The organism is Mycobacterium sherrisii, from assembly GCF_002102355.1.
Taxonomy (GTDB): Bacteria; Actinomycetota; Actinomycetes; order Mycobacteriales; family Mycobacteriaceae; genus Mycobacterium; species Mycobacterium sherrisii.
The window spans coordinates 86,831-102,929 of sequence record NZ_LQPT01000101.1 but is presented as its reverse complement, the minus strand read 5'-3'; the positions used below and the strand labels follow the sequence as shown (position 1 = coordinate 102,929).

The window sequence follows — 16,099 nt, the reverse complement described above, 5'->3', positions numbered from 1 at the left end:
TTAGAGCCGGGCCAGGTCGTAGTCGCCGAGGTGATCGACCAGGTTGTGCAGATGATCACCCGAGGTCCCCAGGGTGTGTTCGATCGCGGTGAGCCGGGCGGCGTAATGGCTGACCGGGTATTCCGCGGTCACGCCGATGCCGCCGTGCAGCTGGATCGACTCTTGGGCGATGTGACGTCCCGACCGCCCGATCTGCAGCTTGGCGCGCGAGGCGATCAGCGGATCCAGGTTGCCGTCGGCGATCGACATCCCGGCGTAAAGGTTCATGCTGCGGGCCAGTTCCAGCGACACGTACATGTCGGCGGCGCGCTGCGTCAGCGTCTGGAACTTGTTGAGCGTGACGCCGAACTGCTTGCGCGTCTTGAGGTAGTCGGTCGTCAGCCGCAGCGCCTCCTCCATCGCCCCGACGGCCTCGCTGCACAGGCCCGACTGGATGCGAATGATGGTCTCGCCGATGGCCCGCGAGGCGTCCGCGGCATTGGGGGCCTCGCCCAACGGTTCGGCGGGCGCGTCGGCCAGATCGATCTGCGCGCCCCGCTGCCCGTCGAAGGTGCGGTACGGATGCCGTGTCACCGCGTCGGCGTCCACCAGGAACAGACCGGTCCCACCGTCGGGCAACGCGGCGCTGACCACCAACGCGTCAGCGCAGTCACCGGCCAGTACCGGGTTCTTGGTTCCGCTAAGTGTCCACGAATCACCTTGGCGCGCAGCCTTTGTGGTGACCGTCGCCGACGGCTTGCGGTGTCCAGGTTCGGAATGGGCGAACGCCAGCAGCCGCTGGCCGGCGGCGACCTCGTCAAGCTGTTGTTGCTGTGCGTCGGTGCCCAGCTGGGCGATCAACGCGCCCGGCGCCAGCGCGGCGTGCAGGATCGGTTCGGGGGCCAGCCGGCGCCCGACCTCGGTGAGCACCACCATGATCTCGATCTGGCCCGCCTCGTCGGGCTCGAAGCCCAAACCGAGAATCCCGGTGTCGGCCAACTGACTCCACACCTCGCGGCTCCAGCCGAGGTCGGAGCCGATGACCTTGATGCGGCTCTCTGGGTCGTAGGAGCGCGCCAGCAGGTCGCGGGTCGTGACGCGCAGCAGGTTCTGCTCGTCGGTCAACTGAAAGTCCATGGCTGCCTCACAATCCCAGAATCGTCGACGCGATGATGTTGCGCTGCACCTCGCTGCTGCCGCCGTAAATCGACGTCTTGCGGTAGTTGAGGTAGTGCGGCGCGCTGTGTTGCGCCCACTCCGGCGACGCAATGCCGTCCCCATCCGCGGGCAGCGCGTCCGGGCCGGCCACCTCGACCAGCAGCTCGGTGGCCACCTGCTGCAGCTGACTGCCGCGCAGCTTGAGCACCGACGAGGCCGGGTTGGGTTGACCGTTCGCCGAGTCGGTGACCACCCGTGATTGCGTGAGTTCCAGTGCCAGTAGCTCGTTTTCGGCCTCGGCCAGCCGCGCCGCGAACAGCGGGTCGTTGAGCACCCCGGTCGCCGCGGCGTGCTTCTTCACCTCGGCCAGGCGCACCTTCGTCCGGCCCACCCCGGCGATGCCGGTCCGCTCGTTGCCCAACAGGAACTTCGCGTACGTCCAGCCTTTGTTTTCTTCTCCGACAAGCTGATTGGCGGGCACCCGGACGTCTTCGAAGAAGACCTCGTTGACCTCGTGGCCGCCGTCGATGGTCTTGATGGGCCGCAACGTGACGCCGGGCGACTTCATGTCGAACAACAGAAACGAGATGCCGGCCTGACGTTTGGGCGCCTGCGGATCGGTGCGCACCAGGCAGAAGATCCAGTCCGCGTACTGGCCGAGGGTGGTCCAGGTCTTCTGGCCGTTGACGACGTAGCTGTCGCCGTCGCGCACCGCGGTGGTGCGCAGCGAGGCCAGGTCCGAACCGGCTTCCGGTTCCGAAAAGCCCTGACACCACCAGATGTCCAGGCTGGCCGTCGGGGGCAGGAAGCGCTGCTTGACCTCCTCCGAGCCGAACTCGGCGATTACCGGGCCGACCATCTTGGTGTTGAAGTTGAGCGGCTCGGGGACGCACGCGAGTTGCATCTCGTCCGCCCAGATCTGGTGCTGAGTGGGCGTCCAATCCTTGCCGCCCCACTCCACCGGCCAGTTCGGCACCGCCAGGCCGTGTTCGTGCAGGATCTTGTGACTGGCGACGATGTCGTCGCGGTTGACTTCCGCCGAGCCCCGACGCACCCGATCGCGCATCTCCTGCGGAATCTTGGTGGTGTAAATCGTGCGGAGTTCGTCGCGGAACGCGGCTTCCTCCGGGGTGAGCGCGAGTTGCATGCAGCCTCCTATGCCTGGCGATGAGCGTCGGCGACCGATGACGACGATTGCTGGCTGGTTGTCGGGTCGGCGCATGCGCTCCGAGGTCCATCTTGACCCATGCGTTGCTGTGCTCGTGCACAGCCTCCGATTAATCCACAGCGGGACGCTGCGGGAGGTCCGCCGGGGCGGTGCTGGCGGTCCGCACACCTACCGTCGGCCCATGCGCACAGAACTGCCCGCCGAACGGCTGCAACGCCGCCTCGGTGCCGACCCCGATGTCGCCCCGGATGTCGATGCACCCGACGAAAATCCCGATGTGCAGCCGGCGGACGAGGATCAGAACTCGTTGCTGCCGCGCTGGCTGCCCGACGCCACCCAGGATCGTGGTTGGCTGGCCCGGTTGCGCGCCGACCCGGGTCGCGCCGGGGCGATCGCGTTGGCGGTGGTGGCCGCGCTGGCCGTGCTGGTCACCATCTTCACGCTGATCCGCGACCAGCCGGCGCCGGTGATGTCGGCCAAGCTGCCGCCGGTGCAGAAGGCAGCCACGGTCGGGCCCGCCTCCTCGGCGGCTCCCACCTCCCCGGCCGGTACGGACCGGCCGGTCGTGGTCAGCGTGGTGGGACTGGTGCACAAACCAGGCCTGGTCACGCTGACTCCGGGCGCGCGCATCGCCGATGCGCTGCAGGCCGCCGGGGGCGCGCTGGACGGCGCCGACACCATCGGGTTGAACATGGCTCGCCCGCTCACCGACGGTGAGCAGATCGTGGTCGGTCTGGCGCCGGTGCCGGGGAAGCCCGCCGCGCTGGGCAGTTCCGTGGCCGCCGGCTCGGCTCCCGCCCCCGCCGCGCCGGCACCGGCGTCCGGCTCGGCCCGGCCGAAGCCGGCCGGGGTGCTCGACCTGAACACCGCCACCGTGGAGCAGCTGGACGCCCTGCCCGGGGTGGGGCCGGTCACCGCCGCCGCGATCGTGGCCTGGCGGCAGTCGAATGGCAAATTCACCAGCGTCGATCAGCTCGCCGATGTCGACGGGATCGGACCCGCGCGGCTGGACAAGTTACGTGCCCTGGTCCGCGTCTGACGCGACCGGCCCGCCCGCTTACCTCGATGTGCGCCTGGTGCCCGCCGCGGTGACCGGATGGATCGTCACGGCCGCCGGCATCGTGTGGCCGGTCGGGCGGGTGCTGGCCTGCTGCGGTGTGGCGCTGCTCGGGGCGGCCGGACTGCTGTCGTGCTGCAGGTCGCGCCGGCGGGGTGCCGGCGCCGGGCTGGCGGCCGTGGGCGTGGTGGCCGCCGGCTTCGGGTTCGCGATCGCGCTGCGCGCCGAGGCGGTGGCGCACCATTCGATTGTCGCGGCGTTCGGAACCACCGCCCCGGTGACGGTGACGCCCAGCGAGAGCGCATTGTCGCTGGGTCGCGACCGGCTGATGTTCCGGGCGACCCTGCAGCACCTGCGCGACGACCAGACATCCGGTCGGGTAACCGTTTTCGCGCGGGCCGCCGATTTCGACGTCATGGTGGGGCGGCCGCTGCGGTTTTCCGCGCACATCGGCAAGCCCGGTCGCCACGACCTGACGGTCGCGGTGCTCAACGCGTCGGGCCGGCCGATCGCCGGGCGGGCGGGACCGGTGCACCGAGCCGCGCACGCGGTGCGCGCCCGGTTCGCCGCGACCGCACGCGAGGCGCTGCCCGGCACCCAGGCTGCGATGCTGCCGGCGCTGGTCCTGGGCGACACGTCTGCGGTGACCGCCGACACCGGCCGGGAATTCCGGGCGGCGGGCATGACCCACCTGACGGCGGTCTCGGGTGCCAACGTCACCATCGTCTGCGGGACCGTGCTGCTGTCCGCCCGGCTGGTCGGACCGCGGGCCGCCGTGCTGCTCGCCGGGATGGCGCTGCTGGCGTTCGTGATCGTCGTGCAGCCGACCGCGAGCGTGTTACGGGCGGCCGTCATGGGCGCCATCGTGCTGGTTGGCATGCTGTCTTCTCGTCGGCGCCAAGCGATTCCGGCGCTTTCGGCGGCGGTGCTGATCTTGGTTGCGCTCGCCCCGCAGCTCGCGGTCGATGCGGGATTCGCGCTGTCGGTGCTGGCGACGGCGGCGCTGGTCGTCCTCGCGCCCGTCTGGTCGCGGCGGCTGGTCGCCCGGGGTTGCCCCAAACTGCTCGCCGATGCGGTGGCCGTCGCGGTCGCCGCACAGCTGGTGACCGCTCCGCTGGTGGCCGGCATCTCCGGCCGGGTCAGCCTGGTGTCGGTGGCGGCCAACCTGGCCGCGGTGCCGGTCATCGCGGCGATCACGGTGCTGGGCACTGCCGCCGCCGCGCTGTGCCTGTTCTGCCCGCCCGTCGCGCAACTACTGGTCCGGTTCACCGGCCCGGAGCTGTGGTGGGTGTTGCGGGTGGCGCACGCCGCGGCCGGGGTCCCCGCGGCGACCGTGCCGGTACCCGACGGGGTGGCCGGCGTGCTGCTGGTGGCCTGTGGCACGGCATTGCTGCTGGTGCTCGGCATGCGGCTGCGGCGGCGGGGCTGGTTTCGTGCGGCGGCCCGCGCGGCCGGGGTGACGGCGGCGGTGTGCTTGCTGGCCTGGTCGCTGGCGGCACTGCTGGATCCGCGGCCGGATTGGTCAGCCCTTCGTGACACGATCGTGGGGTGAGCCGGGATTCGTCGTTGCATTTGGTCTTGGGGGACGAGGATCTGCTGGTCGAACGGGCGGTGGCGACGGTACTGCGTGCCGCGCGCACCCGCGCCGGCAACTCCGAGAACCCCGACATCCCGGTGAACCGGGTCCGTGCCGGCGACGTCGGCAACTACGAGCTGGCCGAACTGCTGAGCCCGTCGCTGTTCGCCGACGAACGCATCGTCGTGCTGGAGGCCGCCGCCGAGGCTGGCAAGGACACGGTCGCGATGATCGCGGCTGCCGCCGCCGACCTGCCCCCGGCCACGGTGCTGGTCGTGGTGCACTCGGGGGGCGGGCGAGCCAAGGCGCTGGCCGACCAGTTGAAGTCGTTGGGCGCCGAGGTGCATCCGTGTGCGCGGATCACCAAGCCCAGCGAGCGCGCCGATTTCGTTCGCAAGGAGTTCCGCGCGCTGCGGGCCAAGGTGGACGAGGACACCGTGACCGCGCTGCTGGACGCCGTCGGCTCCGACGTGCGCGAGCTCGCGTCGGCCTGCTCGCAGCTGGTCGCCGACACCGGCGGGCTGGTCGACGAGGCCGCGGTGCGCCGCTATCACAGCGGGAAAGCCGAGGTGAAGGGCTTCGACATCGCGGACAAGGCCGTCGCCGGTGACCTTGCCGGAGCCGCCGAGGCGCTGCGATGGGCGATGATGCGCGGCGAGCCGCTGGTGGTGCTGGCCGACGCGCTGGCCGAGGCCATTCACACCATCGGGCGGGTGGGCCCGCTCTCCGGCGACCCGTACCGCCTGGCCGGCCAACTGGGGATGCCGCCGTGGCGGGTACAAAAGGCCCAGAAACAGGCCCGGCGCTGGTCGCGCGACAGCGTGGCGACGGCGATGAAAGTCGTGGCGGAGCTCAACGCCAACGTGAAAGGGGCCGCGGCCGACGCCGACTACGCGTTGGAATCCGCGGTGCGGACCGTGGCCGAACTGGTGGCCGACCGGGGCCGATAGGGCGAGCCGTTAGATCTTGTTCAGCGACCGGGCCAGCGCCGACTTCTTGTTGGCGGCCTGATTCTTGTGGATGACGCCCTTGCTGGCCGCCTTGTCCAGCTTGCGGCTGGTCGACAGCAGCAAGTCCGAGGCCTTCTCCTTGTCGCCGGCGGCCGCGGCCTCGCGGAACGCGCGCACGGCCGTGCGCAGCGAGGACTTCACCGACTTGTTGCGCAGCCGGGCGCGCTCGTTGGTCTTGATGCGCTTTTGCTGCGACTTGATGTTGGCCACGCGGAAATTTCCTTCGTCGGTTCGGTATTTGCGGTGTTCGTTTCGGGGGGCGCCCCACACCCGATTGCGACTGCTCAGGTTAGCAGTCGGTTACGTTTTCTCCCAAAACGGGAACTCCCGGCCTGCCATAACGTCAATTAAGGCAGCATCCTAAAAGTGAGTCTTGCGAACCAGGTTGAGCCCAGGCGCGGATCGCGCGGCGCTGCCCGCAAGCTGGCGCGCTCCGAGCGCATTTTCGGCGGCTACAACACCTCCGACGTTTACGCGTTGGCATTCGACGAGATGTTCGACGGTCAGGGCAACGTCCGGGGCCCCTACAAGGGCATCTACGCCGAGCTCGCGCCGTCGGACGCCGCCGATTTGCGGGCCCGCGCCGAGGCCCTGGCCCGTGCGTTCATCGACCAGGGCATCACGTTCTCCCTGTCCGGCCAGGAGCGTCCGTTTCCGCTGGACCTGGTGCCCCGGGTGCTCTCCGCCGCGGAGTGGAACCGGCTCGAGCGCGGCATCGTGCAACGCGTCAAGGCCCTCGAGATGTACCTCGACGACATCTACGGCGACCAGGAAATCCTCGCCGACGGCGTCATCCCGCGACGGCTGGTCACCTCGTGCGAGCATTTCCACCGCCAGGCGGTGGGCATCGTCCCCCCCAACGGGGTGCGCATTCACGTGGCGGGCATCGACCTGATTCGCGACGAAAAGGGCACCTGGCGGGTTCTCGAGGACAACCTGCGCTCACCCTCGGGCGTGTCGTATGTGATGGAGAACCGCCGCACCATGGCGCGGGTCTTCCCCAACCTGTTCGCCACCCACCGGGTGCGCGCGGTCGACGACTACTCCTCGCATCTGCTGCGCGCGCTGCGCAACTCCGCGGCCACCAACGAGGCCGACCCGACGGTGGTGGTGCTGACCCCCGGTGTCTACAACTCGGCGTACTTCGAGCATTCCCTGCTGGCCCGTCAGATGGGCGTCGAGCTGGTCGAGGGCCGCGACCTGTTCTGCCGCGACAACCAGGTGTACATGCGCACCACCGAGGGGGAGCGCCAGGTCGACGTCATCTATCGGCGCATCGACGACGTCTTCCTCGATCCGCTGCAGTTCCGCGCCGACTCGGTGCTGGGGGTGGCCGGTTTGGTGAACGCCGCGCGCGCCGGCAACGTCGTGATCTCCAGCGCGATCGGCAACGGGGTCGGCGACGACAAGCTCGTCTACACCTACGTCCCGACCATGATCGAGTACTACTTGGGCGAGAAACCGCTGCTGGCCAACGTGGACACCTACCGGTGCTGGCTGGACGACGAACGCGAGGAGGTGCTCGACCGGCTGCGCGAACTGGTCATCAAGCCGGTCGAGGGGTCGGGCGGCTACGGCATCGTGTTCGGCCCCGAGGCCTCCGAGAAGGAACTTGCCGGGGTCAGCAAGAAGATCCGCGAGGATCCGCGGAGCTGGATCGCCCAGCCGATGATGGAACTATCGACCGTGCCGACCCAGATCGACAACACCCTGGCGCCGCGCTACGTCGACCTGCGGCCGTTCGCCGTCAACGACGGTGACGACGTGTGGGTGCTGCCCGGCGGGCTGACCCGGGTGGCCCTGGTCGAGGGTTCGCGGGTGGTCAACTCCAGCCAGGGCGGTGGCTCCAAGGACACCTGGGTGCTGGCGCCGCGCGCCTCGACCGCCCACCGCGAGCTGGGGGCCGCCGAGCTGGTGCGCTCGCTGCCGGATTCCATGGCGGATTCCGATGCCGAGGAGGCCGCGTCCGCGCACCAGCAGCCGGTGCCGGCCGAACCGCTACACGACGGCAAGTCGCCCAAGAGGCAAAAACAGCATCAACAGAGGACGGTCCGCTGATGTTGGCTCGAAACGCCGAGGCGCTCTACTGGATTGGCCGTTACGTGGAACGCGCCGACGACACCGCGCGGATTCTGGACGTGGCGCTGCACCAGTTGCTCGAGGACTCCAGCGTCGATCCCGACCAGGCGTCGCGGGTGCTGCTGCGGGTGTTGGGGATCGAGCCGCCCAAGCACGATCTGGATGTCTGGTCGTTGACCGACCTGGTGGCCTACCGCAAGGACAACAAGGGCGGCAGCTCGATCGTCGACGCGATCACGGCGGCGCGCGAAAACGCCAAGTCCGCCCGGGAAGTCACGTCCAGCGAAATTTGGGAGTGCCTCAATACCACCTATCACGCCCTGCCGGAACGCGAACGCGCCGCCAAACGCCTTGGGCCGCATGAGTTTTTGTCGTTCATCGAAGGCAGGGCGGCGATGTTCGCCGGTCTGGCCGACTCGACGCTTTCCCGCGATGACGGCTACCGATTCATGGTGCTGGGCCGCGCGATCGAACGCGTCGACATGACGGTGCGGCTGTTGCTGTCCCGAGTGGGCGACAGCGCGTCCTCGCCGGCGTGGGTGACGCTGTTGCGTTCGGCCGGCGCGCACGACACCTATCTGCGCACCTATCGGGGCGTGCTTGACGCGGGCCGCGTGGTCGAGTTCATGATGCTGGACCGGTTGTTCCCGCGGTCCGTCTTCTACTCGCTCAAGCTCGCCGAGCACAGCATCGAAGAGTTGGTCCGCAACCCGCAGAGCAGGGTGGGCGCCACCGCCGAAGCGCAGCGTCTGCTCGGCCAAGCCCGCAGCGAGTTGGAATTCCTGGCGCCCGGAGTGCTGCTCGACACGCTGGAGACCCGGCTGGCCGGACTGCAGACGACCTGCCGCGACGTCGGAGATGCGTTGTCGCTACAGTACTTTCACGTCACTCCGTGGGTGGCGTGGTCGGGCGCCGGTCACAGTCTCGTCGCCCGGAACGGGGACGTCTGATGTGGCGGCTGCGGGTGGTGCACACGACCGGATTCGCCTACGAAGCGCCGGTGACGGCTTCGTACAACGAAGCGCGACTGACCCCGAGCTCCGACACGCGCCAAAACGTCATCCTCAACCGGGTGGAAACCATTCCCGCGACCCGCACGTACCGCTACATCGACTACTGGGGCACCGCGGTCACGGCGTTCGACTTGCACGCGCCGCACACCGACCTCACCGTGACCTCCTCGTCGGTGGTCGAGACCGAGCAGCCGGAGCCGGCCGCCAAGGACGTCGCATGGAGCGATCTGCAGTCCGCGCCGGTGATCGATCGCTTCGACGAATTGCTGCAACCCACCAGCTACACCCCGGTCACCAAGCGGTTGCGCGCTGTCGGCAAGAGGATCATCAAAGCCGAGGAGCCGCAAGGCGCCGTGATCGCGGCGGCCAAGTGGGTGCACAACGAGCTGGACTACCTGCCCGGCACCACGGGCGTGCAGTCGTCCGGGCTGGACGCGCTGAAGGCGGGCAAAGGGGTATGCCAGGACTTCGTGCACCTGACCTTGATGTTGTTGCGCGACATGGGGATTCCGGCGCGGTACGTGTCGGGCTACCTGCACCCCAGCCGGGACGCGGTGATCGGGGAGACGGTGGACGGACGGAGCCACGCCTGGATTCAGGCATGGACCGGCGGTTGGTGGAACTACGACCCCACCAACGACACCGAGATCACCGAGCAGTACGTCGGCGTGGGTGTGGGGCGTGACTACACCGACGTGTCCCCGCTGAAGGGCATCTATTCGGGACAGGGCGCCACCGACCTCGACGTGGTCGTCGAAGTCACCCGGCTGGCCTAGCTAAGGTCGCGGCGCAATCTCGACCCGATGCAGGTCGTCGCCGAGCTCGATCCGGCCGCCGAATTGCGAGGCGGCCAGGGTTCGCCACTGCTCTTCCTGACCGGGCACCAGCGCCGGCACGTAGTGCGTCATGACCAGGGTGCCGACCCCGGCGCGGGCCGCGGTGGCCGCGGCCTCTTCTACCGAGGAGTGATAGTCGCAGATGTCCTGCATCCGCTGCTGCGGGATCTGCGTGACGATGTCCTTACGAATCACGGTGTGCACCAAGGCATCCGCCCCAGCGGCGAGCGCGTCCAAGCCCGCGCAGGGCACGGTGTCGCCGGCGCACACCACCGCGGCGCCGCCGGCCTCGATGCGGAAGCCGATGGTCGGCGTCACCGGCCGGTGATCGGTGGGTCCCACCCGGATCGACACCCCGTCGCGGTCCCACACCGGGCCCTCGGTGTGTTCGTGCACCTCCACCGACGGCGGCGCGTTCAGGTCGTCGTGATGGGCGATCCGGTAGCTGATGTCGTGGTCGAAGGCCTTGAGCATGGCCGTCACCGTCGCCGCGGTGCCCGGCGGGCCGATGATCGGAAACGGCGCGGGGTCGGGGGTGAACGTGGTGATCCAGCGGGTGATGAGCAGGTCGCCGAGTTCGGCGATGTGGTCGCTGTGCAGATGGGTGAGCAGCAGTGCCGACAGTCCGGCGGCGCCGACGCCGACGGCGGTCGCGCGCTGCAGCACGCCGCGTCCGCAATCCACCAGGAATGTCTGTCCGCCGGCGCGGATCAGCGACGCCGGGCCAGCGCGGTTCGGGTCGGGGATGGGACTTCCGGTGCCCAGCAAGGTGATCTCGATCATGGGTCAATCCTTCAAGACCACCGCGGGCGGCGGGGCCCAATCGAGCGAACTCGCGCCGGCGTGTTTCACCCCGGTCGGGCCGGGGTACCGGGTGCTGATCGGCTGCCGGTTGCCGTGTTGGCTTTCCCGCCGCGCGACTTAGCCGTAGCCTGGTGTGAAGCAGGTCACAACCAGCGGGAGGCTTGATGCGGATCGCGGACGTTTTGCGAAACAAGGGCGCGGCGGTGGTGACGATTCATCCCGAGGCGACGGTCCGGGAGCTGCTCGCAGGCCTCGCCGAGCAAAACATCGGCGCCATGGTGGTGGTCGGCGATCAGGGAGTCGTCGGCATCGTGTCCGAGCGCGATGTGGTGCGCCAGCTGCACACGCACGGCGCCGGGGTGCTTTCCCGCCCGATCTCCACGGTCATGACCGCGACCGTCGCCACCTGCACCAAGGCCGACACCGTCGACGCCATCAGCGTCCTGATGACCAAGAACCGGGTGCGCCACGTCCCGGTGCTGGACGGGAAGAAGCTGATCGGGATCGTCAGCATCGGCGACGTGGTCAAGACGCGGATGGAAGAACTCGAGGCCGAACAGCAACAGCTGCAGTCCTACATCACCCAAGGCTGAGCCTCTTTTCGCCGAACGGGCAAGCTGTCGCCAGCAGGGCACGTTCGGCGATCGGCCGACTAACTCCAGGCGTAGTTGGCGCGCAGCCGGGCGGCCACGACGTCGAAGACCTCGCGTTCCAGGATGGCGCCCTCGCGGCGAATACCCTCTTCGGGCACGTCAAGCACCCGGTCCAGCCGCACCCAGCTCTCCCGCCCCTCGTAATCCCAGGCGCCGGTACCGATCCCAACCCAATCCGCCTCGGAGCCGTGCCGCTCCTGACTGGACAGCATCAACCCGAGCAGGACGGCGCGGTCGCGGCCCACGACGAGCACCGGGCGGTCCTTGCCGCGGGTGGGATCGTCCTCGTAGGCCACCCAGGTCCAGACGATCTCACCCGGGTCCGCCCGGCCGTCGAGGTCGGGCGCGTAGACGACTTTGCGGGCGCGTTGGGCCGTCGGGAAGCTGGTGCTGGTCACCGGACGGCCCGCCGTGATCGCCGGCTGCGACTCGGAGCCGGAACCCATCACGTTCGCCGTGATCTTCACGACCTGCTCGATTTCGCGCACCACGGCCTGGGCGGTCTGCACGTGCTGGATAAGCCGCGGAACACCGTAAACGACCGCATTTTGGGCAAACCGCTGCAACGTTCTCCACTGAGATTTCCGGGGAGACGCCATAGTCGCAGCATAGACGTCGGCAAGGTGGCCCGACGGTGTCCGAGTAGGTCCCGACCAGCCCGCATGGATACCCTGGACGTACCCGCCAACCGCCGGTCACGCAGCATCCACAGCACCGCCAGGAGATCCCCATCAGCAGTTTCGCCGACAAGACCTTCACTGCGCCGGCGCAGATCAGGAACTTCTGCATCATCGCCCATATCGACCACGGCAAGTCGACGCTGGCGGACCGGATGCTCCAGCTCACCGGCGTCGTCGACGAGCGGTCGATGCGCGCGCAGTACCTGGACCGGATGGATATCGAGCGCGAGCGCGGCATCACCATCAAGGCCCAGAACGTCCGACTGCCCTGGAAAGTCGGCGACGAAGAGTATGTGCTGCACCTGATCGACACCCCGGGCCACGTCGACTTCACCTACGAGGTGTCCCGCGCGCTGGAGGCCTGCGAGGGCGCCGTGCTGCTGGTCGACGCCGCGCAGGGCATCGAGGCGCAGACCCTGGCAAACCTGTATCTGGCGCTGGACCGTGATCTGACCATCATCCCGGTGCTCAACAAGATCGATCTGCCGGCCGCGGATCCGGACCGCTACGCCGGGGAGATCGCGCACATCATCGGTTGTGAACCAGGCGACGTGCTGCGGGTGTCGGGCAAGACCGGCGAGGGTGTGGCCGCGCTGCTCGACGAGGTGGTCCGCCAGGTGCCGCATCCCCGCGGCAACGCCGACGCGCCCACCCGCGCCATGATCTTCGACTCCGTCTACGACATCTACCGCGGCGTGGTGACCTACGTCCGGGTCATGGACGGCAAGATCATCCCCCGCGAACGCATCCTGATGATGTCCACCGGCGCCACCCACGAACTGCTCGAGGTCGGCATCGTCTCGCCCGAGCCGAAGGCCAGCGCGGGCCTCGGGGTGGGGGAGGTGGGTTACCTGATCACCGGGGTGAAGGACGTCCGGCAGTCCAAGGTCGGTGACACGGTGACGACCGCCCGCCACGGCGCCACCGAGGCGCTGACGGGATACCGCGAACCCAAGCCGATGGTTTACTCCGGGCTGTATCCCGTTGACGGCTCGGACTATCCGGACCTGCGCGACGCCCTGGACAAGCTGCAGCTCAACGACGCCGCCCTGACCTACGAGCCGGAAACCTCGGTGGCGCTGGGGTTCGGGTTCCGGTGCGGCTTTTTGGGACTGCTGCACATGGAGATCACCCGCGAGCGCCTGGAGCGCGAGTTCGATCTAGACCTGATCTCGACGTCGCCCAACGTCGTCTACCGGGTGATCAAAGAGGACGACAGCGAAATCCGGGTGACCAACCCGTCGGACTGGCCGGAGGGCAAGGTCCGTGAGGTGTACGAGCCAATCGTCAAGACCACCGTCATCGCGCCCAGCGAATTCATCGGCACCATCATGGAACTGTGCCAGTCGCGTCGCGGTGAACTCGGCGGCATGGACTATCTGTCGCCGGAACGGGTGGAGCTGCGCTACACGATGCCGCTCGGTGAAATCATTTTCGACTTCTTCGACTCGCTGAAATCGCGCACCCGCGGCTACGCCAGCCTGGACTACGAAGAGGCCGGCGAACAACAGGCGCAACTGGTCAAGGTCGACATCTTGTTGCAGGGTGAGGCCGTCGACGCGTTTTCCGCGATCGTGCACAAGGATTCGGCGTTCGCCTACGGGAACAAGATGACCACCAAACTCAAGGAGCTCATCCCGCGCCAGCAGTTCGAGGTGCCGGTGCAGGCGGCTATCGGATCGAAGATCATTGCACGCGAAAACATTCGCGCTATCCGCAAGGACGTGCTCTCGAAATGCTACGGCGGTGACATCACCCGTAAACGCAAACTTCTGGAAAAGCAGAAGGAAGGCAAGAAGCGGATGAAAACCATTGGACGCGTGGACGTTCCGCAGGAGGCGTTCGTCGCGGCGCTGTCCACCGACGCCGCGGGGGACAAAGCCAAGAAATGAGGATCCGGTGGCGCAGCGCGGCGCCGCTTTTGGTCACCGTGGTGGCCGCCGGATGCGCGTCAGCCATCGGCGGCCACGCGGTCCCGGCGCCGGATCTCAAGCCACATCCGGTGATTGGCCAGAAAGTCAAACAGATACTGCTGGATGCGGCCGCGTTGTCGAAGCTGCTCGACCGGCCGTTCGTGCCCGTCTCGCATTTCCCGCCGACCTTCGGCGGCAGCGAGTTACTCGACGACGCCTATTTTTCGACATCGCCATCCGAGTGCACGGGGGTGGTGTACATGACGCAGCGCAGCGTCTATGGGTCCGCGCCGGTCACGAACGTCGCGACGGCGCTGTGGCAGCAGCAGGGATACTCCGAGTCTGCAACCGATATCGCCGAAGGCGTCGTGGCCCTGCCCTCGGCGGCCGACGCCGGCGCGTTGTTCGCCAAGTTCTCCGAACAGTGGAAGCATTGCGACGGCACCACGCTGAGCGTGCCGGCCAGCAGCTTCGCCCAGAACCTCATCACCGACGTCACCGTTCAGGATTCCGTTGTCGCGGCTAATCTTTCGCGACAACCCGGCGCGCAGTCGGTGCTGCATGCCGTCCCGGAAGTCCGCGCCGTGGGGGTGCGCGGCAACTGTCTGATCGAGGTCGACGTCGCCTACGCCAACAGCGCGGACCTGTCGGGCCGGCCGGCCGCCAAGGCCGACGCCCTGACCGTCGCGCACGCCCTGATGGACAAGGTCAGTGCGCTCGGCTGACCGGGCCGGCGCACCCACCGCGATGCCGTTCACCGTCGCGCCGGAGTCGCAGGGTAAGAATTGGTCATGCGGATAGGGGGAGCGGCCGCGGCGCTGATGCTGGTTGCCGCGGTGACGGTCAGTTGTAGCGCGGTCGTCGGCGGGGTGGCCAAACCGGCGCCGAACCTCAAGCCGCGCCCGCTGCACGGCCAAACCGTCCGGCAGGTGCTGCTGGACAGCGCCACCCTGTCCCGGATGCTCGACCAGCCGTTCGGGGCCCGCAACCCGGTGATGTTCGGCGGCCCCGAAAAGCTGTACCGCGTTGACCGACAGGTGTCGCCGCCCGGATGCCTGGGCATTGCCGAGATGTTGCAGGCCAGCGTCTATCAGTCCGGCTCCGCGGGCACCCAGGTCACCGATGTCGCATCGGAGTCGTGGTGGAACAACGGCCAACCGGCGCAGGTGATCACCGTGATCGAGGGCGTGGTCGCACTGGCCTCGGCCGGCCAGGCGCAGGCCCTGTTCGGGCAATTCTCCCAGCAGTGGCAGCAATGCAACGGCAGGACGGTGACCGAACACAGCGGGCCGATCAGCACCACCAACGTCATCAGCGACGTCCGCATCGACTCGTCCAATACCGTTGTGGCCGCGACGAATAACGCGACCTCGATACTGCCCAACATGCCTGCGCTGCGGCCGACGCCGCAGGCGCGTGCGCTGGGCGTCCGGTCGAACTGCGTCGTCGAGGTGCAGGTCGTCTTCTTCGGCGGGCGCCGCTCGTCGGATCCGGGCACGGGCGACGTCAACACCAGCGGTATCGACATCGCCCACGCGATGATGGATCGGATCGGCGCGCTGGGCTGAGCGGATCACAGCTGCTTGTTGGCGATCACGTTGCCCGTCGCCGCGTCGATGGTGACCTGGTGTTCGACGATGAAGGTGTCCCACGCGACCGCTTGCCACACGGTGGCGCCGTTGCTGTCGTCGAGTTCGAGCGCACTGATCGAGGCGCCGGCGATGATGGCCAAGATCTTCTCCGCCGCCGCGCGATAGTCCAGCCGGGCCGCCTGCACCAGTGCCCGGGTCTCGGCTTTGTCGGCGTCGCTCTGGTTCGCCGGTGTCGGTCCGACCATCAGGGTGGCCCCGTCGGAGGAGACGTCCATGGCTTGGTTCGTCCCGTCAGGCGTGGCGACCAGGACCCGCCAGGACCCGGTCTCCTGCGATTTGACCGACGTCAGCTTGCCGCCCGGAACCGCGGCCAGCGCAACGGATCCGGCGTGGATCAGGTTGTGCGGGTCGGGCGGTGCGTCCGGACGCGTCCAGGTGGTGTGCACGCCTGTCGACGACGGTGAGGTCAACGTCGACGTCGCGGTCGAGTCACCGCCGTGGCCACACCCGGCCAGCCATCCGATCGTCGCGCACAGCACGACGACGGTCCTACCCGCTGTCTTCATCGCCCCCACCCTCGT

The 16,099-nt window shown here is 68.3% G+C and carries 16 protein-coding genes; 10 read left to right on the top strand and 6 right to left on the bottom strand.

The features are described from left to right. On the bottom strand, positions 1 to 1,116 hold the full coding sequence (locus AWC25_RS21180) for an acyl-CoA dehydrogenase family protein (RefSeq protein ID WP_069398965.1): 1,116 nt from the start codon (positions 1,114 to 1,116) through the stop codon (positions 1 to 3). Between the two features lie 7 nt (positions 1,117 to 1,123). Then, positions 1,124 to 2,284 (bottom strand): acyl-CoA dehydrogenase family protein, encoded by a 1,161-nt coding sequence (locus AWC25_RS21175; protein ID WP_069398964.1) that lies wholly within the window; start codon positions 2,282 to 2,284, stop codon positions 1,124 to 1,126. A 202-nt stretch (positions 2,285 to 2,486) separates the two neighbouring features. On the opposite strand from AWC25_RS21175, the gene AWC25_RS21170 reads away from it, so the two are divergent. From AWC25_RS21170 to holA, 3 genes are read left to right on the top strand one after another with little or no spacing between them, the layout of a single operon-like run. Further along, the gene (locus AWC25_RS21170; RefSeq protein ID WP_085167515.1) at positions 2,487 to 3,344 is read left to right on the top strand and encodes a ComEA family DNA-binding protein; all 858 of its coding nucleotides are present in this window, start codon (positions 2,487 to 2,489) and stop codon (positions 3,342 to 3,344) included. Positions 3,345 to 3,372: 28 nt separating this feature from the next. Continuing rightward, the gene (locus AWC25_RS21165; protein WP_069399036.1) at positions 3,373 to 4,914 is read left to right on the top strand and encodes a ComEC/Rec2 family competence protein; all 1,542 of its coding nucleotides are present in this window, start codon (positions 3,373 to 3,375) and stop codon (positions 4,912 to 4,914) included. Positions 4,915 to 4,928: 14 nt separating this feature from the next. Then, on the top strand, positions 4,929 to 5,888 hold the full coding sequence (holA, locus tag AWC25_RS21160; RefSeq protein WP_142278984.1) for a DNA polymerase III subunit delta: 960 nt from the start codon (positions 4,929 to 4,931) through the stop codon (positions 5,886 to 5,888). A 9-nt stretch (positions 5,889 to 5,897) separates the two neighbouring features. On the opposite strand, the gene rpsT is transcribed toward holA, so the two are convergent. Beyond that, positions 5,898 to 6,158 carry a 30S ribosomal protein S20 gene (gene rpsT, locus AWC25_RS21155; protein ID WP_069399035.1) on the bottom strand — a complete coding sequence of 87 codons (261 nt, stop codon included), beginning with the start codon at positions 6,156 to 6,158 and terminating at the stop codon, positions 5,898 to 5,900. Between the two features lie 147 nt (positions 6,159 to 6,305). Here rpsT and AWC25_RS21150 point away from each other — a divergent pair, with 147 nt between their 5' ends. The 3 genes from AWC25_RS21150 to AWC25_RS21140 are packed head-to-tail and all read left to right on the top strand — an operon-like array spanning position 6,306 to position 9,816. Continuing rightward, positions 6,306 to 8,006 carry a circularly permuted type 2 ATP-grasp protein gene (locus AWC25_RS21150; RefSeq protein ID WP_372513447.1) on the top strand — a complete coding sequence of 567 codons (1,701 nt, stop codon included), beginning with the start codon at positions 6,306 to 6,308 and terminating at the stop codon, positions 8,004 to 8,006. Further along, positions 8,006 to 8,977 carry an alpha-E domain-containing protein gene (locus AWC25_RS21145; protein WP_069398960.1) on the top strand — a complete coding sequence of 324 codons (972 nt, stop codon included), beginning with the start codon at positions 8,006 to 8,008 and terminating at the stop codon, positions 8,975 to 8,977. The genes AWC25_RS21150 and AWC25_RS21145 overlap by 1 nt, the downstream gene beginning before the upstream one ends. After that, positions 8,977 to 9,816 carry a transglutaminase family protein gene (locus tag AWC25_RS21140; RefSeq protein WP_069398959.1) on the top strand — a complete coding sequence of 280 codons (840 nt, stop codon included), beginning with the start codon at positions 8,977 to 8,979 and terminating at the stop codon, positions 9,814 to 9,816. Before AWC25_RS21145 ends, AWC25_RS21140 begins: the two co-directional genes overlap by 1 nt. Here AWC25_RS21140 and AWC25_RS21135 read toward each other — a convergent pair whose 3' ends face one another. Continuing rightward, the gene (locus AWC25_RS21135; RefSeq protein ID WP_069398958.1) at positions 9,817 to 10,659 is read right to left on the bottom strand and encodes a ribonuclease Z; all 843 of its coding nucleotides are present in this window, start codon (positions 10,657 to 10,659) and stop codon (positions 9,817 to 9,819) included. Between the two features lie 185 nt (positions 10,660 to 10,844). Here AWC25_RS21135 and AWC25_RS21130 point away from each other — a divergent pair, with 185 nt between their 5' ends. After that, on the top strand, positions 10,845 to 11,273 hold the full coding sequence (locus tag AWC25_RS21130; protein WP_069398957.1) for a CBS domain-containing protein: 429 nt from the start codon (positions 10,845 to 10,847) through the stop codon (positions 11,271 to 11,273). Positions 11,274 to 11,332: 59 nt separating this feature from the next. Here AWC25_RS21130 and AWC25_RS21125 read toward each other — a convergent pair whose 3' ends face one another. Further along, positions 11,333 to 11,932, bottom strand: a complete 600-nt coding sequence (locus AWC25_RS21125) for a type II toxin-antitoxin system PemK/MazF family toxin (protein WP_069398956.1) — start codon at positions 11,930 to 11,932, stop codon at positions 11,333 to 11,335. Between the two features lie 125 nt (positions 11,933 to 12,057). Here AWC25_RS21125 and lepA point away from each other — a divergent pair, with 125 nt between their 5' ends. The 3 genes from lepA to AWC25_RS21110 all read left to right on the top strand — a co-directional run bounded on the left by lepA (position 12,058) and on the right by AWC25_RS21110 (position 15,494). Then, entirely contained in the window at positions 12,058 to 13,905 is a 1,848-nt protein-coding gene (gene lepA, locus AWC25_RS21120) for a translation elongation factor 4 (RefSeq protein WP_085167509.1), read from the top strand. Then, entirely contained in the window at positions 13,902 to 14,651 is a 750-nt protein-coding gene (locus tag AWC25_RS21115; protein WP_085167507.1) for a sensor domain-containing protein, read from the top strand. The genes lepA and AWC25_RS21115 overlap by 4 nt, the downstream gene beginning before the upstream one ends. Before the next feature lie 66 nt (positions 14,652 to 14,717). Then, positions 14,718 to 15,494, top strand: a complete 777-nt coding sequence (locus tag AWC25_RS21110; protein WP_085167505.1) for a sensor domain-containing protein — start codon at positions 14,718 to 14,720, stop codon at positions 15,492 to 15,494. A 5-nt stretch (positions 15,495 to 15,499) separates the two neighbouring features. Here AWC25_RS21110 and AWC25_RS21105 read toward each other — a convergent pair whose 3' ends face one another. Beyond that, positions 15,500 to 16,084 (bottom strand): hypothetical protein, encoded by a 585-nt coding sequence (locus AWC25_RS21105; protein WP_069398952.1) that lies wholly within the window; start codon positions 16,082 to 16,084, stop codon positions 15,500 to 15,502. Between the last annotated feature and the right edge of the window lie 15 nt (positions 16,085 to 16,099).